This window comes from Mesorhizobium sp. P2_E9, from assembly GCF_056403815.1.
Genome location: NZ_JBFUET010000035.1, coordinates 1 through 21,873, shown reverse-complemented (window position 1 = coordinate 21,873; position 21,873 = coordinate 1). Strand labels below are relative to the sequence as shown.

Annotated in this window: 19 protein-coding genes and 1 pseudogene; 10 read left to right on the top strand and 10 right to left on the bottom strand. The window is 62.7% G+C overall.

Annotated features, from left to right (window positions below; genetic code table 11):
- The 4 genes from AC1D05_RS35225 to zwf all read right to left on the bottom strand — a co-directional run.
- The coding region (locus AC1D05_RS35225; RefSeq protein WP_477444545.1) for a transposase at positions 1–193 on the bottom strand (193 nt) is incomplete at its 3' end.
- 98 nt (positions 194–291) lie between these two features.
- The gene (edd, locus tag AC1D05_RS35220) at positions 292–2,115 is read right to left on the bottom strand and encodes a phosphogluconate dehydratase (protein ID WP_477447530.1); all 1,824 of its coding nucleotides are present in this window, start codon (positions 2,113–2,115) and stop codon (positions 292–294) included.
- A gap of 70 nt (positions 2,116–2,185) precedes the next feature.
- Positions 2,186–2,902 (bottom strand): 6-phosphogluconolactonase, encoded by a 717-nt coding sequence (pgl, locus tag AC1D05_RS35215; protein WP_477447528.1) that lies wholly within the window; start codon positions 2,900–2,902, stop codon positions 2,186–2,188.
- Positions 2,884–4,353, bottom strand: a complete 1,470-nt coding sequence (gene zwf / locus AC1D05_RS35210; protein WP_027045183.1) for a glucose-6-phosphate dehydrogenase — start codon at positions 4,351–4,353, stop codon at positions 2,884–2,886. Before zwf ends, pgl begins: the two co-directional genes overlap by 19 nt.
- A 305-nt stretch (positions 4,354–4,658) precedes the next feature.
- On the opposite strand from zwf, the gene AC1D05_RS35205 reads away from it, so the two are divergent.
- On the top strand, positions 4,659–5,405 hold the full coding sequence (locus AC1D05_RS35205; RefSeq protein ID WP_477447532.1) for an SDR family oxidoreductase: 747 nt from the start codon (positions 4,659–4,661) through the stop codon (positions 5,403–5,405).
- A gap of 55 nt (positions 5,406–5,460) precedes the next feature.
- The gene (locus tag AC1D05_RS35200; protein WP_477447526.1) at positions 5,461–6,762 is read left to right on the top strand and encodes a Mur ligase family protein; all 1,302 of its coding nucleotides are present in this window, start codon (positions 5,461–5,463) and stop codon (positions 6,760–6,762) included.
- A gap of 33 nt (positions 6,763–6,795) precedes the next feature.
- Here the strand turns inward: AC1D05_RS35200 and AC1D05_RS35195 are convergent, their stop codons facing one another.
- From AC1D05_RS35195 to AC1D05_RS35185, 3 genes are all read right to left on the bottom strand, one after another.
- Entirely contained in the window at positions 6,796–7,680 is an 885-nt protein-coding gene (locus AC1D05_RS35195; RefSeq protein WP_477447524.1) for an SH3 domain-containing protein, read from the bottom strand.
- Between the two features lie 382 nt (positions 7,681–8,062).
- Positions 8,063–9,349, bottom strand: a complete 1,287-nt coding sequence (locus AC1D05_RS35190; protein ID WP_477447522.1) for an NAD(P)/FAD-dependent oxidoreductase — start codon at positions 9,347–9,349, stop codon at positions 8,063–8,065.
- 6 nt (positions 9,350–9,355) lie between these two features.
- On the bottom strand, positions 9,356–10,792 hold the full coding sequence (locus AC1D05_RS35185; protein WP_475453228.1) for a glutamine synthetase family protein: 1,437 nt from the start codon (positions 10,790–10,792) through the stop codon (positions 9,356–9,358).
- Positions 10,793–10,935: 143 nt separating this feature from the next.
- Here AC1D05_RS35185 and AC1D05_RS35180 point away from each other — a divergent pair, with 143 nt between their 5' ends.
- The gene (locus AC1D05_RS35180; protein WP_477447520.1) at positions 10,936–11,652 is read left to right on the top strand and encodes an HAD family hydrolase; all 717 of its coding nucleotides are present in this window, start codon (positions 10,936–10,938) and stop codon (positions 11,650–11,652) included.
- Positions 11,653–11,783: 131 nt separating this feature from the next.
- On the opposite strand, the gene AC1D05_RS35175 is transcribed toward AC1D05_RS35180, so the two are convergent.
- The 3 genes from AC1D05_RS35175 to aceA all read right to left on the bottom strand — a co-directional run bounded on the left by AC1D05_RS35175 (position 11,784) and on the right by aceA (position 14,058).
- The gene (locus AC1D05_RS35175; protein ID WP_477447518.1) at positions 11,784–12,227 is read right to left on the bottom strand and encodes a response regulator; all 444 of its coding nucleotides are present in this window, start codon (positions 12,225–12,227) and stop codon (positions 11,784–11,786) included.
- Between the two features lie 241 nt (positions 12,228–12,468).
- Positions 12,469–12,711 (bottom strand): SMc00767 family acetate metabolism repressor, encoded by a 243-nt coding sequence (locus AC1D05_RS35170; RefSeq protein WP_006202762.1) that lies wholly within the window; start codon positions 12,709–12,711, stop codon positions 12,469–12,471.
- Between the two features lie 57 nt (positions 12,712–12,768).
- Entirely contained in the window at positions 12,769–14,058 is a 1,290-nt protein-coding gene (gene aceA, locus AC1D05_RS35165; RefSeq protein WP_172233755.1) for an isocitrate lyase, read from the bottom strand.
- Between the two features lie 237 nt (positions 14,059–14,295).
- Between aceA and AC1D05_RS35160 the strand changes: the two genes are divergently transcribed.
- The 7 genes and pseudogenes from AC1D05_RS35160 to AC1D05_RS35130 all read left to right on the top strand — a co-directional run.
- Positions 14,296–15,744, top strand: a complete 1,449-nt coding sequence (locus tag AC1D05_RS35160) for a helix-turn-helix domain-containing protein (protein ID WP_477447516.1) — start codon at positions 14,296–14,298, stop codon at positions 15,742–15,744.
- Positions 15,745–15,880: 136 nt separating this feature from the next.
- Positions 15,881–16,834 carry a DMT family transporter gene (locus AC1D05_RS35155; protein WP_477447514.1) on the top strand — a complete coding sequence of 318 codons (954 nt, stop codon included), beginning with the start codon at positions 15,881–15,883 and terminating at the stop codon, positions 16,832–16,834.
- A 356-nt stretch (positions 16,835–17,190) separates the two neighbouring features.
- Positions 17,191–18,288: a polyamine ABC transporter substrate-binding protein gene (locus tag AC1D05_RS35150; protein WP_477447512.1), complete on the top strand. Its 1,098-nt coding sequence runs from the start codon at positions 17,191–17,193 to the stop codon at positions 18,286–18,288.
- A 177-nt stretch (positions 18,289–18,465) separates the two neighbouring features.
- On the top strand, positions 18,466–19,605 hold the full coding sequence (locus AC1D05_RS35145; protein ID WP_477447510.1) for an ABC transporter ATP-binding protein: 1,140 nt from the start codon (positions 18,466–18,468) through the stop codon (positions 19,603–19,605).
- A gap of 9 nt (positions 19,606–19,614) precedes the next feature.
- Positions 19,615–20,583, top strand: a complete 969-nt coding sequence (locus AC1D05_RS35140) for an ABC transporter permease subunit (protein WP_477447508.1) — start codon at positions 19,615–19,617, stop codon at positions 20,581–20,583.
- The gene (locus AC1D05_RS35135) at positions 20,580–21,398 is read left to right on the top strand and encodes an ABC transporter permease (RefSeq protein WP_477447506.1); all 819 of its coding nucleotides are present in this window, start codon (positions 20,580–20,582) and stop codon (positions 21,396–21,398) included. Before AC1D05_RS35140 ends, AC1D05_RS35135 begins: the two co-directional genes overlap by 4 nt.
- A gap of 169 nt (positions 21,399–21,567) precedes the next feature.
- Positions 21,568–21,873, top strand: a pseudogene (locus AC1D05_RS35130) (IS630 family transposase); the annotation flags it as partial.

Genomic DNA, 21,873 nt, shown 5'->3' with positions numbered 1-21,873 from the left:
GAGCCTTGAACATCAAGGTCGGGTCGAGCGGCGGGCGGCCATTGTCGGGGCAATACAGCGGCGCGGTCAGATCGTGGATGAAGGAGAAATCGATCAAACGGTCGATCTTGCGCAACAGGTGATCAGCCGGAACCAACTGATCCAGCGTTACCATCTCGAGCGCGGTCTGTTCAGGGGCGGGTCGCTTCAACATGGCCCAGTGAATCAAAAACCCCCGGCAAATGCCAGGGGTTTGTCAGCAGTCTGAAAGGGCGGCTCAAGGCCGCCCTTTTTCATTGGACGTCAGAAAGTTCAAGCCGTTCCGAAGGCGCTGGCGCCGTGGTCGGCGCGGCCGACCAGCTGCCGGAACCCGGCGAAAAGCTCGCGGCCGAAGCCGAACTCGTTGCCGATGAGATCGGCTTCGGCGGTGCGGCGCAGCGCGAACTCCGTCCCCGGCACCAACACTTCGAGCGTGCCGGCATCGGCGTCGAGGCGGATGATGTCACCGTCATGGATCCGCGCGATAGGCCCGTCCTCGACTGCTTCCGGCGTCACATGGATCGCCGCCGGCACCTTGCCGGAAGCGCCAGACATGCGCCCGTCGGTGACCAGGGCGACGCGCTGGCCGCGATCCTGCAGGATGCCGAGCACGGTGGTCAGCTTGTGCAGTTCCGGCATGCCGTTGGCCTTCGGACCCTGGAAGCGGATGACGGCGATGAAATCGCCGGTCAGCGTGCCCGCCTTGAACGCGTCGTTCAGGCCCTGCTGGCTGTCGAACACCTTGGCCGGTGCCTCGATGAGACGCCGTTCCGGCTTGACGGCCGAGGTCTTGATGACCGCATGGCCGAGATTGCCCGCCAGCACCTTCAGGCCGCCCGTCGGCTGGAAGGCCTTGTGGAACGGCGCCAGCACCTTTTCGTCGCCGCTTGCCTGCGGCGAGGCCTCGCGCACCACGGAGCCGTCGGCGCCGAGCTTTGCCTCGACCGCATAGGGCCGCAGGCCTTCGCCCCACACCGTCTGCACATCTTCGTGCAGGACGCCTTCGTCGAGCAGTTCGCGGATCAGGAAGCCGAGCCCGCCCGCGGCATGAAAATGGTTCACGTCGGCAAGGCCGTTCGGGTAGACGCGCGCCAGAAGGGGCACGGCTTCCGACAGGTCGGAAATGTCCTGCCAGGTCAGCGCGATGCCGGCTGCCGCTGCCATGGCGATCAGGTGGATGGTGTGGTTGGTCGAGCCGCCGGTGGCATGCAGGCCAACCACGCCGTTGACGAAAGAGCGTTCGTCGATCATCCGCCCGACCGGCGTATAGGCATTGCCGAGCGCGGTGATCGCCAGCGCCCGCTTCGTCGCCTCCCGCGTCAAGGCTTCGCGCAACGGCGTGCCAGGATTGACGAAGGAGGCGCCCGGCGTGTGCAGGCCCATGATCTCCATCAGCATCTGGTTGGAGTTGGCCGTGCCGTAGAAGGTGCAGGTGCCCGGCCCATGGTAGGATTTGGACTCGGCTTCCAGAAGTTCGGCGCGACCCGCCTTGCCCTCGGCATAGAGCTGACGGACCTTGGCCTTTTCGTCGTTGGGCAGGCCTGTCGTCATCGGCCCGGCCGGGATGAACACCGCCGGCAGGTGGCCGAAGGTGAGTGCCGCGATCACCAGCCCGGGCACGATCTTGTCGCAGACGCCGAGATAGACGGCGGCGTCGAACATGTTGTGCGACAGGCCGATCGCGGCTGCCATGGCAATCACGTCGCGCGAAAACAGCGACAATTCCATGCCGGGTTGGCCCTGTGTGACGCCATCGCACATCGCCGGCACGCCACCGGCCACCTGGGCGATGCCACCGGCCTCGCGGGCCGCGTCCTTGATCAGGGCTGGGAACGTTTCGAAGGGCTGATGCGCCGACAGCATGTCGTTGTAGGAGGTGATGATGCCGAGATTGGGCACCTTGTCGGCGCCGAGCGCCAGCTTCTCCGAGGGGCTGCACACCGCAAAGCCGTGGGCGAGGTTGCCGCAGGACAGCACCGACCGGTTGGCGGTCTGGTTCGACGCTTCGGCGATGCGGCCGAGATAGCGCTCGCGTCCCGCCTTCGAGCGTTGGCGGATGCGCTCCGTGATGGCTTCGATGTCGCGTCTTGCGGTCATGGCGGTCGGTCCTTTCAAGCGAGGTCCCGGAAACATCCTCCCGCAATTGCCGGGACCACTAAACGTAAAATCAGGGCGCCCAGAAAACCTCTACGAGCCTGGGGGCTGCGTCGAGTACGGCACGGATCGGCTTTCGTGGCCCGGGCGCGACCGCGCCGTCAAAGGCGGTTCGCTTGTCCTCACCCTCTATGTGCAGCGCGATGAAGCCGGCATCGATGATCCGCGCCAGGGTCAGGGTCAGCCGCGGTTCGCCAGCACTTGCCGCATGAACCGGCAGAATGATCCTGTCCGAGGCCGGGTCGAGCAGCTTTGCCAGATCGTCGGCATCGGGAAAGAACGAGGCGGTGTGGCCGTCCGGCCCCATGCCGAGCACCACGACATCGAGCGGCCAGGGCAAGGCCCGCAGTGCGGCGTCATCGGATGCCGCTGCATCCTCGATGCCTGATGCCTCATGGTAGAGCGGCACGAAGCGCGCCGCCTTGGCTGCGTTCTGCAACAGATTGGCGGCCACCAGCCCGGCATTGGAGCGGGGCGAGGAGGCGGGCACGAAACGCTCGTCGACCAGCGTCACGATCACCCTGTCCCAGGCGATCGGCGCCACTGAGAGGGCTGCGAAGAACTTTGCCGGCGTCGTGCCGCCGGAGACGGCCAGCACGGCCGTGCCGCGCTCGGCGATTGCCTTGGTCAGGCGATCGGCAACGCGGCCGGCCAGCGCTGCCGCCAGCTGCGGCCGGTCGGGGAAAGCGTTCCAGGTGTAGCTGGCGCTGGTCAATTGCTCTCGTGCCATGTCCGCCCGTCACGTTCGATCAGCGCTATCGAGGCCGACGGGCCCCAGGTGCCTGCCGTATAGCCCTGCGCTTCCTGCTTGGCACCTTCCCAGGCATTCTGGATCGGGTCGATCCATTTCCAGGCGGCTTCCACCTCGTCGCGTCGCATGAACAGCGTCTGGTTGCCACGGATGACATCCATGATCAGCCGTTCATAGGCGTCGGGCGCACGGCCGTCGAAGGATTGCGCGAAGCTCATATCCAGCGAGATCTGGCGCAGCCGCATGCCGCCCGGACCCGGATCCTTGATCATGATGAACTGCTTGACGCCTTCGTCGGGCTGCAGCCGGATGACCAGCTGGTTGGCGAAGATCGGTCCAGCGCTGTCGCCGAAGATCGAATGCGGAATCGGCTTGAACTCGATGACGATTTCCGAAACCCGGGTCGCCAGCCGCTTGCCTGTCCTGAGGTAGAACGGAACGCCTGCCCAGCGCCAGGTGCCGATCTCGGCCTTGATGGCGACGAAGGTCTCGGTGTTGCTGTCCTTGCCGAGTTCCTCGACATAGCCCTTCACCGGCCCGCCGGCCGACGCACCGGCGCGGTACTGACCGCGCACGGTGTGCTTCGGCGCCTCGTTGCCGTTGATGCGCTTCAGCGCCCGCAGCACCTTCAGCTTCTCGTCGCGCACGGCGTCGGCGTCCATCGACGACGGCGCCTCCATGGCGACGAGGCAGAGCAGCTGCAGCATGTGGTTCTGCACCATGTCGCGCAGCGCGCCCGCCTTGTCGTAGTAGGTGACGCGGTCTTCCAGGCCGACGGTCTCGGCGACGGTGATCTGCACGTGGTCGATATGGGCGGAGTTCCACAGCGGCTCGTAGAGCGCGTTGGCAAAGCGCAGCGCCATCAGGTTCTGCACCGTCTCCTTGCCGAGATAGTGGTCGATGCGGAAGATCTGGCTTTCGTGGAAATCGTCGCCGACCAGATCGTTGAGCGCCCGCGCCGAGGCAAGGTCGCGGCCGATCGGCTTCTCCAGCACGATGCGCGAGTTCGGCGTGATCAGCTTGTGCTCTTTGAGCTTGTGCGAGATATCGCCGAATAGCGCCGGCGCCACCGCCAGGTAGAAGGCGCGGATGCTCTCGCTCTCGCCGATCGCCTTTTTCAACTTGTCGAAGCCGGCGCCGGTCGTCGCATCGGCCGAGACGTAGGAAAGCCGCGCCAGGAAGGTCTTCAGCTCCTTGGCGTCGATATCGGCCGGCTTGACGTGGTCGGAAATCGCCTGGCTGGCGAAGGCCTGGAATTCCTGGTCGCTCATCTTCGAGCGCGACGTGCCGATGATGCGTGTCGGCTCGGAGAATTGATGGTCACGCTGGCGATAGTAGAGCGACGGCAGAAGCTTGCGTTCCGACAGGTCGCCGGTGCCGCCGAAAATGATGAAGTCGAAAGGGTCGACGGGGATGATCTGGCTGGTCATGGTCTGTCCGCTTTGACGCCGCTCGCGAGTACGCGGCTGATATATTCTAATCGATTTAAATTTTCCAGTGCCATGGTGTCACATCGAGGATCGCTGGATATCGATTGGGTCCACCTGTGCGCTTGACACTGGCGCTTGCCGGAGGCTTGTCGGTGAACGAAGACTCCAGAAGCTTTCGCAGTTGCAGCATAGAACGTGAATGTGACGAAAGCTAAGGGAGAAATGGCGCGTTGTCTGTCGCGGCATGGGCCGAGGCGGCCAGCTGCCTTATCGGTTCCGGGAAGACATCAATGAGCGATAAAAGCATGCGTCTGGAAAACAAGGTCGCCATTATCACCGGTGCGGCATCCGGGTTCGGCGAAGGCATGGCCAAACGCTTTGCGCAAGAGGGCGCCAGGGTGGTCGTCGCCGATCTCAACGCCAAGGGCGCGGAGCGCGTTGCCGGCGAGATCGGCGAGGCCGCGATCTGGACGCAGACGGATGTTTCGCTGCGCTCCGAATTCGACGAGATGGTCTATGCCGCTAAAAGCGCCTTCGGCCGCATCGACATCATGATCAACAATGCCGGCTACACCCATCGCAACGGCGATATGCTGAAGGTCGACGAGGAAACTTTCGACCTGATCACGGCGGTCAACATGAAGGCGATCTATCACGCGGCCCTTGCCGTGGTGCCGATCATGGAGCGGCAAGGCGGCGGCGTCATCCTGACCACGGCCTCCACCGCGGGGCTCAGGCCGCGGCCCGGCCTCACCTGGTACAACGCCTCGAAAGGCTGGGCGATCACCGCCACCAAGTCGATGGCGGTGGAACTCGCTCCGAAGAACATCCGTGTCAACTGCCTCTGCCCGGTCGCCGGTGAAACCGGCATGCTGGAGAAATTCATGGGCGCCGACACGCCCGAGATTCGCGAGACATTCCGCGCCTCGATCCCGCTCGGCCGGCTTTCGACGCCGTTCGATATCGCCAATGCCGCACTCTGGCTGGCATCGGATGAAGCCGCCTTCATCACCGGCGTGGCGCTGGAGGTCGACGGCGGCCGCTGCATCTGAAGCGCATTTGACTTGAAATTCCCATGGCCTAATGTTTCAGAGGCTAGGGGGCGCGATGAACGCGAGAGTGCGGAAGGTTCGCGAAGACTTGCAGCGTCGCGTCAAGGTCTACAGGGCCAGGCGCGCCCGGGCGAAAAGCAAAGCGACCTTCATCGGCGTCACCGGCAGTTCGGGAAAATCGACCGTCACGGCGCTGCTTGGGCACATATTGGCCGCCCATCGGCCGACCTATGCACGCGTGCTCGCCAACACCATCAACTCGCTGGTCAGCACGCTCTACAAGCGGATGAGGCAAGCAGGTGAAGTCGACTACGTCGTTTTCGAAGCCGGGGCCTCCGGCGTCGATACGCTACGGCCGATGGCGCAAATGCTGCAGCCGCATGTGGCTGTCGTCACCATGGTTCGCCTTGAGCATTTTGCCAGTTTCAGGACTGTGGAGAATGTTGCCAGGGAAAAGCGCGCTTTGGTCGAAGCGCTGCGGCCGGACGGCCTTGCCGTCCTCAACGCCGACGATCCCCATGTGGCCGGCATGGCTGCCGGCGCCGGGTGCCGTGTCGTTACTTTCGGCACGGCTGAAATGGCCGACTATCGTGTCACCGACATCCACGCCGCCTATCCGCATCGGCTGACGCTTTCGATCCACTGGCGCGGCGGCGTGCTTGAACTCAAGACGCCGTTTCCGGGCGAACATTTCTGGCTGCCGACCGCTGCGGCGGCCGCGACGGCGCTCGAACTCGGCGTCCCTCCGGACAAGGTTGCCGCCCAGGTGGCGACTTTCCAGCCATTGGTTAATCGCTGTGCCGTGCTCGTCGCCGATGGTGGCCCGCACTTCATCGTCGACGCCGCCAAAGCGCCTTGGCACTCGATCAACCTGGCCTTGGACATGGTGGCCAAGGCCACTGTCGGTCGAAAGCGCATCGTGCTTGGCCAAATCTCGGATTATTCCGGATCGAACAGGAAATACGCCACCGCCTACCAAGCCGCGCGGGAGATTGCGGATCAGGTGATCTACACCGGCGACCACGCACATCGCTCGGGAGCGGAGCAGGCTGACCGCGACAGCGGCAGATTTGTCGAGCTTCACACGCCGAAGGAAGTCTCCGACCATATCAGGCGCACGGCGGTGCCGGGCGAACTGATACTCGTCAAAAGCTCTTCAAACCTCCACCTCGAGCGCATCGCGCTCGCCTGGACCCATGACGTCAAATGCTGGGTTCCCGTCTGCGGCAAGCGCGAGGGCTGCGCCACCTGCGGCCTGTATGAGGTGCCGTTCGAGCAGCATGGCGACCATGTCAGGCAACGCAGGCACGCCGGAAGATGGCAGCGGGTCCGGCGCCTGTTCGGCGGCGGGTCGTGATAGGCCGGTCTCAGCTGCAAATGCGCCGGTGCCTCAGGCGCCGGGCTTGATGTAGCTCTTGTAGATCCAGCCGGTCTTGCCGTTGTATACGATCTGGCACCATTGCTTGCAGCTCATCACCTGCACCGAGGTCCTAGCCGGCACCGTGGCTATGGCGGCTGCGTTCTTCTTCGGGCCGCTGCGCATGGTCACCGCTCTCAGGATGCGCCCATTGCCGGCCGCCGCCACTTTGCGCGGCTTCGCCTTGGCCTTGCTGCCATCGTCATCGGTCGCCGCCGGCTGTTGGTCGGGTGTTTGCGGTTGCACCTCCGGGATGGCGGCAGTCTTTGCGCCATCCGGATTGCTGCCTGCCGCCGGTGCCGGTGCGGCAACCTTGGCAAGTTCGGCGGTGGCATCGGTATCGGTCGCCGATTGTGCGAATGCCGCCGTGGTAGCCGGTTTGTCCGGCGCGGGCTCAGCCTGGTTGGCCACTTGGCTGGGGGCTGTTGCTTGATCGGCATCGGGGGCCGCGGAAGCGGTCTTCGGCTGCGCCTCGGTCCAGCGAGGATCATTGGCCGCGAGCGCTTGTATGTTTGCTTTCGCTGCCGCCACGGTTGGTGAAACCTGGTCGGACTTGCGGGCCGGCTGCGACACGGTCGCCGCGGCCACCGTGGTTCCGGCAGGGACGATCTTCATGGTCTTCACAGGAATGGCCGGAATGCTTTGTTCCTGGCTGGCGGCTGCCTGCCGCTCGCTCGTCGGCAGTGCCAGCCAGAGCGCCACCGCGGCCACGCCGAGCAGCGCGGCGGTGCCGACCGCTGCAATCACCAGATGCGAGTTCGAACGGACTTCCTGCCAGAAGGACGGCCGCATGTCGTATCCAAACTGCATGGCAAAGCGCCGACGTTCCGGCGTACCGAAACTGAAGGGCTCTCTCACTCTTGCCACCTCCATAAGCGGGCCGGTGTTCTTTCGATCGCTGCCGGAAGTCCGGCGTCTGATCGGCATCGGTCCCAAAAAACAACACGGGCAAGCCCGCAACAATCCCCGAATAATCGCCCAGAAGCGGGAACCTTTCGCCCGCGATTGTGGCATCAGTACGCCGTAACAAGGGATTCTGCGCCTTTGACGGCATTTCCGCAATGTGCCGCCAGGGCAACAAATGTTACAATGAATATTACAATATTACATGAGAGCGTGATGGCGATCTGATGCCGCCTGAGGCGCGTCGCGTTGAAACGGATGCAGGCGGCGCGCTCCAGGCCTTGTTTTCATGCATGTCGTTCTCCCAAGACCGGGAGCCACTTTTGGGCGACATGCACTAGATTCTGTCCCGCAGCGCGAACCAGTTCAGCGCCAGGAAAAGCAGCGGCGTGCGGAAGCGGCGGCCGCCGGGAAATGGCGGAATTTTCAGGTCCTCGATCAGCTTCAGCCGGTCGCGATTGCCGGCAACGGTCTCGGCATAGAGCTTGCCGAAGAAGTTCGACAGCATGACGCCATGGCCGGAATAGCCGCCGGCCGAGATCACATTGGGCATCACTTCGCGCACGAACGGTTTCCTTGGCACGGTGATGCCGACATAGCCGCCCCAGCCATGGGTGATCTCGATATCCTTCAATGCCGGATAGAGTTCCACGATCTGGCGGCGGATATGGATGTGGATGTCCTTGGGGTCATTGACGCCATAAACCTCGCGTCCGCCGAACAGCAACCGGCCGTCCCGCGACTTGCGGAAATAGCGCACGACGAAGCGGGAATCATCGACGGACTCGCCGCCGGGCAGCACTTTCGAATCCAACCCCAGGGGCACGGTCGCACCGATGAACGAGCCGATCGGCATGATGTGCGCCGCACTCACCGGCTCGAGCGTGCCGCCATAGGCATTGACCGCGATCAGGCACTTTTGGGCCGTCACCGTACCTCTTGGCGTCGAAACCTTGACTTTGCCGCCTGCTGAAATGATGCCCGTCGATGGCGTCCCTTCGAACAGCTGCGCGCCGGCCTGCGTCGCCACCTGCGCCGTGCCGATCACCAGCTTCATGGGATGGATGTGGCCGGTGCCGGTGTCGCGCGTGCCGCCGAAATAGGCGGTCGAACCCAGCCGCTCCGCCGTCTCCTTCGCGTCCATGAAGGAGATATGCGGATAGGAGAAACGGCTGGCCATGATCTCGGCATGCGCCTTGTAGTCGTCGACATAGCGCGGCTTGTGCGCCACCGAGAGCTGGCCGGGCATGTAGTCGATATCGATCTGGTTGATGGCGGCGAATTCGATGAGATGCGCCTTCGCCTCCTCTGCAAGATCGAACAGCGCCTTGGCGCGGGACAGACCGTATTCCGCCTCCAGGTCCTCGGCCCAGGCGCGCTGCCCGGTGCCGAGCTGCCCGCCATTGCGCCCAGAAGCGCCGTCGCCGAAACGGTAGGCCTCGATCAAAACGACATTCGTTCCAGCCTTGGCCAGATGCGTTGCCGCCGACAGACCGGTGAAGCCACCACCGGTGATGACGACATCGCAGCTCCGGTCGCCATCGAGCGCCGGGTACTCAGGCCTTGGCCCGGCCGTGTCCTCATACCAGGAACGGCCAGGAGAAATGGGGGACTGGTAATTCATGATCGATCAGACGTTGAGCAGCAGATATTCCCGCTCCCACGGGCTGATCACCTCCATGAATGTCTCGAATTCCGCCCGCTTGATCGCCGCATAGGTGGCGGCGAAGGACTTGCCGAGCAGCGCGCAGAGTTCCTCGTCGCCCTCGAACAGGTCGACGGCTTCGAGCAGGCTGCGCGGCAGGTCGATCTCGTGCGCGTTGGCGGTCGTCAGCACCGGAGGCTCGGCCTTGAGCTTGTTGGTGATGCCGATCAGTCCGCAGGCAAGTGAGGCCGCCAGCGCCAGATAGGGATTGGCGTCGGAGGACGGGATGCGGTTTTCGACGCGCCGCGCCGCGGGATCCGAACGTGGCACGCGGAACGCCGTGGTGCGGTTATCGTAGCCCCATTTGTTGTTGACCGGAGCCGAAGCCGCCTGTGTCAGCCGGCGGTAGGAATTGACGTAAGGCGCGAACATCACCAGTGCGTTCGGCACATGCTTCTGCATGCCGCCGATGAAATGGAAGAACTCCTCGGTCTCCGAGCCGTCCTCAGCGGAAAAGATGTTCCTGCCTGTCTTCTTGTCGATGATCGACTGATGGATATGCATGGCCGACCCCGGCTGGCCCTGGATCGGCTTGGCCATGAAGGTCGCGTAGATCTCATGCTTGAGCGCTGCCTCGCGAATGGTGCGCTTGAACATGAACACCTGGTCGGCGAGTTCGATCGGGTCGCCATGGCGCAGATTGATCTCGAGCTGGCCGGCGCCCTCTTCATGGATGAGCGTGTCGATCTCCAGGCCCTGGCTTTCGGAGAAATGGTAGATGTCGTCGATCAGTTCGTCGAACTCATTGACACCGGCGATCGAATAGCCGGCGCCGCCGCCGATTGCGCGCCCCGAGCGGCCGACGGGCGGAGTCAGCGGATAGTCCGGGTCCGGATTCTTGCGCACCAGATAGAATTCGATCTCGGGCGCCACCACCGGCTTCAGTCCAAGCTTGTCATACGCGGCAAGCACGCGCTTCAACACATTGCGCGGCGTGAACTCGACCGAGCGGCCGTCCTGGTGCACGAGGTCGCAGATGACGGCGGCGGTCGGGTCTTCTTCCCAGGGCACCACCGTCAGCGTCGACAGGTCCGGCATCAGCTTGAGGTCGCCATCGTCTTCCGGATAGTGGAAGCCGTTGCCGTCTTCGGGATAGCCACCGGAAATCGTCGTCATGAAGACAGCCGAAGGCAGTGCCAGCGAGGTGTTGGAGGTGAATTTCTTCGACGGCATCATCTTGCCGCGTGCCACGCCAGCCTGATCAGGCGTGATGCATTCTATGTCCTCGATGCCGCGCCATTGCAGCCATTCGCTGACTTCCTTCCAGTTCTTCACGCCACGCAGGTTTTTCACGAAGGCAGGCGTGCGCGCCCGTCCTCCGCGGCTCGACGGACGGACTTCCTTTTTTGCAGGCGGCATCATTCACCAGATTGGGTTGCGGATTTCGGAGTATAGCCGTGCCCCCCTATGGAAGGGAAGGGGAACCGCTGCCGGCATTTGCCGCCGAGGTTGAAAATCGCGCCGGTCGGCTTAGGTTCGGGCGGCTCCCAATCTGGAAGACATCGATGCGAAACAACAACGAACTGACGACCATTGGCTTCGATGCCGACGATACGCTTTGGCAGAACGAGCAGTTCTTCCGCATGACGGAGAAGCGCTTCGCCGCCATGCTTGCCGACCATGGCGAGGAGAAACAGATTTCGGCGCGATTGCTCGAGGCCGAACGGCGCAACCTTGCCGTATATGGCTTCGGCATCAAGGGATTTACCCTGTCGATGATCGAAACGGCCATCGAGGTCACAGACGAGCGTGTGCCGGCTTCGGTCATAGCGGAGATTCTCGACGCCGGCCGCGAGATGCTGAGCCACCCGATCGAGGTCTTGCCGCATGTGCGTGAGACGGTGGAGAAACTCGCCGGCGCATACCGCCTTGTGCTGATCACCAAGGGCGACCTCTTCGACCAGGAGCGCAAGCTGGCCGGCTCCGGCCTCGGCGACCTGTTCGATGCGGTCGAGATCGTCAGCGACAAGAATGCCGCGACCTACAGCAGGCTCTTCAGCCGCCACGGTGATGGTCCGGCAAAGAGCATGATGGTGGGCAATTCGCTGAAGTCGGACGTGGTGCCGGCCATCGAGGCTGGTGGCTGGGGTGTCCATGTGCCGCACGAACTGACCTGGGTGCTCGAGCATGTCGAGGCGCCGGTCTCCGAGCCGCGGTTCCGCCAGATAACCGATCTCGGACAATTGCCCGAACTGGTGCAAAACATCACCAGAGGAAGTTGATCGCGCTCTGGAGCAATTCCAGGGAAAGTGGGAAGGTTTTCCCGGGAAAAGCGCGTAGCGCTTTCCCTTGGTATTTGCGTCAAAACTGACAGTTAATGCGGTTCGCGGTTTCCGTGAAACGGTGAACGGCTCTAGCGGCTGATCAGGCGATCGATCACCGGTTGCAGCCGCTCGGGCGTAATCGGCTTGGCAACCACCACGTCAATCACGCTCGATAGCCCCAGGCTCTCCGGCGTGCCAGTCTTGGTTGAAAGCAGGATGACGGGAGGCAGCGATTTGCCCGACGCCCGCCGCAACGTTTCGATGCCAGACATCAGAGTGTCGCAGTCCTTGTTGTCTGCGCCGCCGTCCAGCACAATCACGCCTGGCACCAGCGTTCGCAAGGTTTTCGCCGCCATATCGGGCGATTCCGAGATCGGCCTGAGCCCGGATCGCTCGACGATCTTCGACACCACCACGCGATTGATCGGCGATTTCCCGACAACCAGCACTTGCGAGGGACTGCGGGTCGTCTCGGCGCTTGAATCCTGGGTCACCAGATTCGGATGTTTTGCGGTCTCGCCCTCGCTACTCACTGGGCACCCAAGTCGGCCAAGAAGCTCGCCCCTATTTCAATGCAGAGTTGAATCTGGCCGACAATTGGCGTGAGATGGCACCCCATGTCAAGTTGAAATAAAAGGCTTCCGAAAACACCTCCTCCGACAGTGGAGTCAAGCAACAGTACTGTACTGCCCTGTCCATGGATTGGTTACGTAAAAATAAAATTCACCTGCGCATACGCTGCGCAGGTGAAGGGTCGGTTGCAACGATTTCCGGTCAGCCATGGCTCTGCTGGGTGACGATCACCGGGATCAGCAGATCGCCCCAATTGCCGTCGCCGCCATGATGCCTGGCCGAGCGCACGAGTTCCACCGAGACGCCCGCCTCGACCGCCTTCATCACCGACTGGTTCAACCTATGCAGGTCGTTGGCCAGCATCCGGATCGTCGCCTGCTGGTCGACGCTCATCGTGGTCGATTGTTCTTCTGCCCGTTCCTTGACACGGCTTATCGATGCCATTGGTCTTCTCCTGTGTCTGAAGCCCTGTTGGGCGTTTCCTCGTTGTTTTCTGATCCGCTATTCGGCGGCCGGCTTGAACTGCGCGTGCTCGGTCGATTCATGCATGGCGGTGGTCGACGACTTGCCGCCGGTGATCGCCATCGACACGGCGTCGAAATAGCCGGTGCCGACTTCGCGCTGGTGCTTGGTCGCGGTGTAGCCATTGGCCTCCGCCGCAAACTCGGCTTCCTGCAGTTCGGAATAGGCTGCCATCTGCCGTGCCTTATAGCCACGCGCCAGTTCGAACATGCCGTAGTTGAGCTGGTGGAAGCCGGCGAGCGTGATAAACTGGAACTTGTAGCCCATGGCGCCGAGTTCCCTCTGGAACTTGGCGATCGTCGCGTCGTCGAGATTCTTCTTCCAGTTGAACGAGGGCGAGCAATTATAAGCGAGCAGCTTGCCTGGATGGTGCTTGCGCACACCCTCGGCGAACTTCTTGGCCTGTGCCAGGTCGGGCTTCGAGGTCTCGCACCAGATCAGATCCGCGTAAGGCGCATAGGCGACGGCCCGCGCGATGCAGGGCTCGATGCCGTTCCTGACCTGGTAGAAACCTTCCACCGTGCGGCCGGCAGCATAGTCGACGAAGGGCTGGTCGCGCTCGTCGATATCGGATGTCAGAAGCTTCGCGGCTTCGGCGTCGGTGCGCGCCACGACCAGCGTCGACGTGCCCATCACATCCGCTGCCAGCCGCGCCGCGTTGAGGTTGCGGATATGCGCGGCGGTCGGGATCAGCACCTTGCCGCCGAGATGGCCGCACTTCTTTTCCGATGCCAGCTGGTCCTCGTAATGGACGCCGGCGGCACCCGCCTCGATGAAAGCCTTCATGATCTCGAAGGCGTTGAGCGGTCCGCCGAAGCCTGCTTCGGCGTCGGCGACGATCGGCGCGAACCAGGTCTCGACCGAAAGCCCGTTGCCCTCGGAGGTCTCGATCTGGTCGGCACGCTGCAGCGTGCGGTTGATGCGCTTGACCAGTTCGGGCGCGGCATTGGCCGGATAAAGCGACTGGTCAGGATACATCGCCGAGGCGGTGTTGGCGTCGGCAGCGACCTGCCAGCCAGACAAATAGATCGCCTTCAGCCCGGCGCGCACCTGCTGCATCGCCTGGTTGCCGGACATGGCGCCGAGCGCGTTGACGAAATCTTCTTCGTGGATGAGTTTCCACAGCCGGTTGGCACCCATTTCGGCCAGGCTCTGGCGGATCTGCACCGAACCGCGCAGCCGCTTCACATCCTCCGGCGAATAGGGACGTTCGATGCCGTCGAAGCGACCTTCCGGCGCCGAGGGAACGAGGTTGTAAAAATCAGTCATGGGTCACTCCGAAGGATTGCTGCTCTAAGTCCGGTGGCCAATCATTTGGCCCGTTGGAATGTGACTGAATTTACATTGCGGCGCGGAATGAGCCAGATAAATCAACCAATATGGCAGGATATAAGGGAAAACCTGTATTGTGTTTGACAAAACGTTCCTGTAAATTTGTCACGATTGTAAAGGTGTCGGTGGCATGGAGTGTCGCCAAGTTGTGTAAATTCCTGTCAAGGACAGTCGATGGCTGACCAGAAGATTTTCGCCGGGCCGCGCATCCGCCGCATCCGCAACACCAAGGGCCTGACCCAGACGGCGATGGCCGAGGGACTCGGCATCTCGCCGTCCTATCTCAACCTGATCGAGCGCAACCAGCGGCCGCTGACGGTGCAGCTGATCCTCAAGCTGGCGTCCGTCTACAAGGTCGACCCGCACGAGCTGCAAGGCGAGGCAAGGGGGTCGGTCGCGGCCTTGAAGGAGGTCTTCACCGATCCGCTGCTGGTCGGCGAATTGCCGGGAGACCAGGAACTGATCGAGCTTGCCGAGGCGGCGCCCAATGCGTCCGCCGCGGTGATAAAACTGTTCCGCGCCTATCGCGAGCAGGCCGATCGGCTGTCCGACCTCAACGAGCTCCTGGCGCGCGAGGGGCGGGCGACGGCGCTTTCCGGTGCCCGCCTGCCGATCGACGAGGTGCATGAGACCTTCGAGCGGCGGTCGAATCATTTTACCGCACTCGAGGAAGAGACCGAGGCCTTCACCTCTGTGCTCGATCCCGGCGACGATTTGTTCGGTGCGCTGAAGGCCTGGCTGAGGCGCGAATACGGCATCGTCGTCAAGGTGCTGCCGGTCGCCACCATGCCGAACTGGCGCCGCCGCTACGATCGCCATTCGCAGCGCCTGTTCCTGTCGGAGCGGCTGTCGCCCTTCGACCAGCTGCGCGAAGTGGCGATGGAGGCCTGCCTGATCCGCATGACTGTTGCGGTCGCCGGTCAGATACAGGCGCTCAAGCTGAGCACTGACGAGGCCCGCCGTCTCGCCCGGTTCGAGCTCGGCCGCTATGCCGCGCATGCGCTGATGATGCCTTACCAGGCCTTTCATGCGGCTGCCGTTCGCGCCCGCTACGACATCGACGTCCTGCGTTCGCGCTTCGGCGTCTCCTTCGAGCAGGCGGCGAACCGGCTGACCATGTTGCAGCGGCAGGGCGCGCCGGGTGTGCCCTTCTTCATGCTGGAGGTCGACAATGCCGGGAACCGCTTCCGCAGGGCCGGCAGCCAGGGCTTTCCGCACAGCCGCTTTGGCGGCGGCTGTCCCAAGCTGCCCGTGCATGCCGCCTTCTCTCAACCCGGTCAGATCTTCGTCGAAGCGGTGGAAATGCCTGACGGCGCCGAGTTCCTGTGCATCGCCCGCACACTGGAAGGGCCGCAAGGCGCGTTCTCTGAGCGTCCGCGCCGCACCGCGCTGCTGCTCGGTTGCGACATCGGTTTTCGCGACGACATGGTCTACGGCGCGGCCCTGCCCGGCGCGGCGGCCGCAGGAAAGTCGGGACAAGGCACCATCGCGGCGACGCAGGTCGGACCCGCCTGCCGGCTTTGCGAGCGCGTCGGCTGCCTGGCGCGCGCCGAGCCGCCGGTGACGCGTCCGCTCGGCCTCGACGAGATGGTGACGGGCCTGAGCGCCTTCGACTTCCAGTAACGCGGCAGCAAGGGTGCCACAATCGTCGCCGGTGTCTGGATCACCCGCGGCTCAAGTCTTTGCGTTACGCGAACAGAGCAGTTTTTTGTCGTCCCTTGCGCATCGTTCCGTCCACAAAAGCTCGACAGTCGCGCCCATGACAGACGCAGCATCATCGCCCGGCCTTGTTACTTCGACAGCCTCGCCGCGCGAGGAACGTGTCGGCATGCTTTTGGTCTTCCTGTCGGCGCTGATGTGGAGTTTCGGCGGCACCATTGCCCGCTTCATCACCGTCGGTGACAGCTGGACGGTTATCTTCTGGCGCTCTGTCTGGGCCGCCGCCTTCCTGCTCTCTTTCATGGCTTGGCGTGACGGTTGGCGCGGCATGCTGAGATCGTTTCGCGACATGGGGCTGCCTGGCCTTGCCGTCGGGTTCTGCTTCGCCATCGCGTCGACCGCTTTCGTCGTGGCGCTCGCCTACACCACCGTCGCCAACATCCTCTTGATGCAGGCCGGCGTGCCGCTTCTGGCGGCCCTGTTAGCATGGGCGCTGTTTCGCGAGAAAGTGACTATCATGACCTGGGTGGCGATCGCCGCCGTCATCGCCGGCGTTGCCATCATGGTGTCGGAATCGCTCGATGGCGCCGTCTCGCCTATAGGCGACGGGCTGGCGCTGCTGATCGCGTTCATGTTCTCGATCGCCACCGTCATCACAAGGCGGTTCGCCAGCGTGCGCATGACGCCTGCGACCTGCCTCGGCACGATCCTGGCCGCGGCCTTTGCCGCCTCGCAGGCGTCGACCTTCACGGTCTCGGCCGGCGACATGGGCTTTCTGTTCGCTTTCGGCGTGGTCAATCTCGGCGTTGGCCTCGCCTTCTTCGCCACCGGTGCGCGGCTGATTCCGGCCGCCATCGCGGCACTGCTCGGCACATTCGAACCGATCCTTGGGCCGATATGGGTCTGGCTCGTCCATTCCGAGATACCGTCCGGGCGCACCATCGTCGGCGGCACAGTGGTGGTCACAGCGCTGCTCGTCCATATCGGGCTCGAGTTCAAGCGCCAGGCGCGCCCGCAGCGGGCAGGGGTCACCGGGGTGCCGTCGCCGAATTGATGCAGGCCGCCGAAGCTTTGCCATTGACAACGTTGCTGCCGCCCGGGCAGGCTGGGAATACGGCAACAACAAGACAGGCGTATCTTGCCAAGTCTCCCCGCCGGTCAGATCGAGACCGGACCACATCGTCGTATCTCTGCCCACGCCACGGCGAAAGCCTCTGACGGCACAGGCACGCCAACCGGGCCGCAGCCGGGACACGGAGCCATCATCCGCCACGCATCGAACCACATTGATGGTGTCGGCAGTTCGAGCTTGTCGCCCTCTGGAAAGCTCAATAGTCTGAAGCAAATGTCCGGCCGCGCAAGAAATGTCGCGACGAGCCGGCGATGGAACACTCACCAAAGGAGAATAGCATGATCCGCAAAGCGCTCTGGCTTTCGGCAACCTCGGCATTTCTGGCGCTTTTCACTGTCGGCGGTCACGCCGAGGACCGTGTCGTCAACGTCTTCAACTGGTCGGATTATATCGACAGCTCCGTCATCGAGGACTTCACTAAACAGACCGGCATCAAGGTCGTCTACGACACGTTCGATTCCAACGAGATCCTCGAAACCAAGCTGCTCGCCGGCGGCAGCGGCTATGATGTCGTCGTGCCCAGCGGCAATTTCCTTGCCCGCCAGATTCAGGCCGGCGTGTTCCAGAAGCTCGACAAGTCGAAGCTGCCGAACATCTCCAACATGTGGGATGTCATTTCGGAGCGCACCGCCAAGTACGATCCCGGCAACGAATATTCGGTCAACTACATGTGGGGCACGGTCGGCATCGGCTACAACATCAAGAAAGTGCAGGCCGCACTCGGCACCGACAAGATCGATAGCTGGGACACTTTCTTCAACCCCGAGACTCTGGCCAAGCTGAAGGATTGCGGCGTCTACGTGCTGGACTCGCCTGCCGATATGATACCGGCGGCGTTGAAATATCTCGGCCTCGACCCGAACAGCACCTCCCCCGACGACATCGCCAAGGCCGAGGACGCGCTGATGAAGGTCCGTCCCTTTATCAGGAAGTTCCACTCGTCCGAATACATCAATGCGCTCGCCAATGGCGACATCTGCCTGGCGGTCGGCTTCTCGGGTGACGTCTTCCAGGCCCGCAACCGTGCGGTCGAAGCCAAGCAAGGTGTCGAGATCGGCTATTCCGTGCCAAAGGAAGGCGCCCAGATATGGTTCGACCAGATGGCGATACCGGCCGATGCGCCGCATGTCGCCGAGGCGCTCGAGTTCATCAACTACATGATGAAGCCGGAAGTGATCGCCAAGTCGTCGAACTTCGTGCTCTACGCCAACGGCAACAAGGCTTCGCAGCAGTTCGTCGACAAGGCGATCCTGGATGATCCGGCGATCTATCCCGACGCGGCGACGGTGCAGAAACTCTACACCGTCCAGCCCTACGATCCCAAGGCCCAGCGCGTCATCACGCGCACCTGGACCAAGATCGTCACCGGCCAGTAGATAATTCGACACGACCCGGCAGCCAACTGCCGGGGTCGATTTCTTTGCAGCAATTCCAGGAAAAGTGGGAAACGGTTTTCCGTCCGGAATTGCGTCAAAACCAGGAGATGGAGCGGTTCTGCGTTTCCGAGAAACGATGAACCGTTCCAGGGGAACTACAAAGCACGGAGTGGGGATATGAAATCGCTTGGCAGCATCCGCAGGGATTTCACGCCATGGACCGACCCGAACGCCAAGCCATATATCCAGTTCGACAACGTCACCAAGAAGTTCGGTGACTTCACCGCCGTCAACAATTTGTCGCTGACCATCTTCGAGCGCGAGTTCTTCGCCTTGCTCGGCGCTTCGGGTTGCGGGAAGTCGACGCTGCTGAGGATGCTTGCCGGCTTCGAGGAGCCGACATCAGGCCGCATCCTGCTCGACGGCCAGGATCTGCGCGGCATCCCGCCCTATCGCCGGCCGGTCAACATGATGTTCCAGTCCTATGCCCTGTTCCCGCATATGACGGTCGAGAAGAACATCGCCTTCGGCCTCAAGCAGGAAGGCATGCCAGCGCCCGATATCGAAAAGCGCGTCGCCGAGATGCTGAAGCTGGTAAAGCTCGAGCAGTTCGCCAAGCGCAAGCCGCACCAATTGTCCGGCGGCCAGCGCCAGCGCGTCGCGCTCGCCCGTTCGGTGGCCAAGCGGCCGAAAGTGCTGCTGCTCGACGAGCCGCTCGGCGCGCTCGACAAGAAGCTGCGCGAGGAAACCCAATTCGAACTGATGGACCTGCAGCAGAACCTGGGCCTCACCTTCGTCGTCGTTACCCACGACCAGGAAGAGGCGATGACCATGGCCGATCGTATCGCCATCATCGACAAGGGCGAGGTGATGCAAGTGGCGACGCCGGCGGAAGTCTATGAGGCGCCGACCTCGCGTTTCGTCGCCCACTTCGTCGGCAATGTGAACATGTTCGAAGGCAAGGTCACCGAGCGCGCGGCAAACACGACCCGCATCACCGGCGCGACAGGTGCCCAGATCGTCGTCGAAAACAGCGCCGGTACCGCGGCCGGTTCTGACATCGTCTTCGCCATCAGGCCGGAGAAGATCAAGGTCTCTTCGAAGAAGCCGGCGGACGCCGTCAATGCGCTGGAAGGCGAGGTCTACGACGTCGCCTATCTCGGCGACATGACCGTCTATCACATCAGGCTCGATGACGGGCAGATCATCAGGGCAAGCGCCTTGAACGCAGCGCGCGTGACCGAGGATCCGCTGACCTGGAACGACCGCGCCTGGGTGTCCTTCAGGCCCGACGCCGGCGTCGTGCTGGCACGGTAGGGGGCGGATATGTCCAACATCGCCGTCACCGATGCCGCCGCGCCGTCGACCGTTGCCAAGCCGTTCCTGACGCGCCTGGGTGCCGGCTTCGTCAACCGGCTCGTCATCATCGTTCCCTACCTCTGGCTGCTGTTCTTCTTCCTCATCCCCTTCGTCATCGTCTTCAAGATTTCATTGTCGCAGACGGCGATCGCCATGCCGCCCTACACGCCGGTGCTCGATTTCAGGGACGGCGTCTCCGGCTTCTTCGCTGGCTTTCGCAACCTCAACTTCGACAATTATGTCTGGCTGACGCAGGACTCGCTCTATTTCAAGGCCTATGTGACGAGCGTCGTCATTGCCGCCATCTCGACCGTCCTGACGCTGATCGTCGGCTACCCGATCGCCTATGGCATGTCCCGCGCGCCGGCCACGATCCGCCCGACCTTGCTGATGCTGGTCATCTTGCCATTCTGGACCTCGTTCCTGATCCGCGTCTATGCCTGGATCGGTATCCTCAAGCCCGAAGGCCTGCTCAACCAGCTGCTCTTGTCGCTGCACATCATCAACCAGCCGCTGGTCATCCTCAACACCTACACGGCGATCTTCATCGGCATCGTCTATTCCTATTTGCCGTTCATGGTGCTGCCGCTCTATTCGTCGCTCGAAAAGATGGATTATTCGCTGATCGAGGCGGCCAAGGATCTCGGCTGCCCGCCGACCGCCGCCTTCTGGAAGATCACCTTCCCCTTGTCGCTGCCGGGCGTCATTGCCGGCTGCCTGCTGGTGTTCATCCCGGCCGTCGGTGAGTTCGTCATCCCCGATCTGCTCGGCGGCTCGTCTACGCTGATGATCGGCAAGACGTTGTGGAACGAGTTCTTCGCCAACCGTGACTGGCCGGTGTCGTCGGCCGTCGCCGTCATCCTGCTGCTGTTGCTCACCGTGCCGATCATGCTTTTCCAACAGGCGCAGGCTAAGGCCCAGGAGCAGGACAAATGAACGCCACCTGGAGCCGTTTCAACGTCACCTCGATCGTGCTTGGCTTTGCCTTCCTGTATTTGCCGATCGTGCTGCTCATCGTCTTCTCCTTCAACGAATCCAAGCTCGTCACTGTCTGGGGCGGCTTCTCGACCAAATGGTATGTGTCGCTGTTCCACAATCAGGGCCTGATGGACGCCACCTGGGTCACGGCGCGCGTCGGCGTCATTTCGGCGACGGTGGCGACTGTGCTCGGCACGCTGGCGGCACTCACCCTGACGCGCTACACGCGGTTCCGGGGCCGGGTGCTGTTTTCCGGCATGGTCTTTGCGCCGCTCGTCATGCCGGAAGTCATCACCGGCCTGTCGCTGCTGCTGCTCTTCGTTGCCGTCGGTCTCGACCGCGGCTTCTTCACGGTGACGCTCGCCCACATCACGCTGACGATGTGTTTCGTGGCGGTCGTCGTGCAGTCGCGCCTGGTGTCTTTCGACCGGTCGCTGGAAGAGGCGGCGATGGATCTCGGCGCAACGCCGGCAAAAACCTTCTTCCAGATCACGCTGCCGGTCATCCTGCCGGCAATCGTGTCCGGATGGATGCTGGCCTTCACGCTGTCGCTCGACGACCTGGTCATCGCCAGCTTCACCTCCGGCCCGGGCGCCACGACGCTGCCAATGAAAATCTACAGCCAGGTCCGTCTCGGTGTGACGCCGGAGATCAACGCCGCCTGCACCATCCTGATCGCCGTCGTCGCGGTCGGCGTCATCATCGCCTCGATCGCCAACAAGCGGCGCGAGGTTCAGCGCCAGCTCGACGAACAGGTCGCGCAGCGCGGCTGAGCATGATCCCGAAAAGCATGCCCTCGGGCCTGACCCGAGGGTGGTTCCGGTTTTCGGAACCGATCATGCTCGACAGAACTAGAGCGGTTCACGCCTTGATGGAATCGAAGGGGATTCCCGATTTGTCGGATTTGTGATTCAAGATGCTGGCTGGAGTGGAGGCCAGCATCTGATGACCCGACCTCTTTCCAATGATCTTCGCGAGCGAGTTGTGGCTGCGGTTTTAAGTGGTGAGAGCCGCCGGTCGGCCGCCAAACGGTTTGGCATTTCGATTTCAGCCGCTGTGAAGCTGTTGCAGCGCCATGGAACGACCGGCTCGGTGGCACCAGGCAAGATGGGTGGACACCGCAAGAGAGTACTGGAGCCGCACCGTGCCTTCATCGAGGCACGCATCCGTGAGACGCCGCATCTGACGCTGCACGGTCTGAAGGATGAGTTGGCCGGTCGCGGAGTCAAAGTCTCGCACAACGCGGTG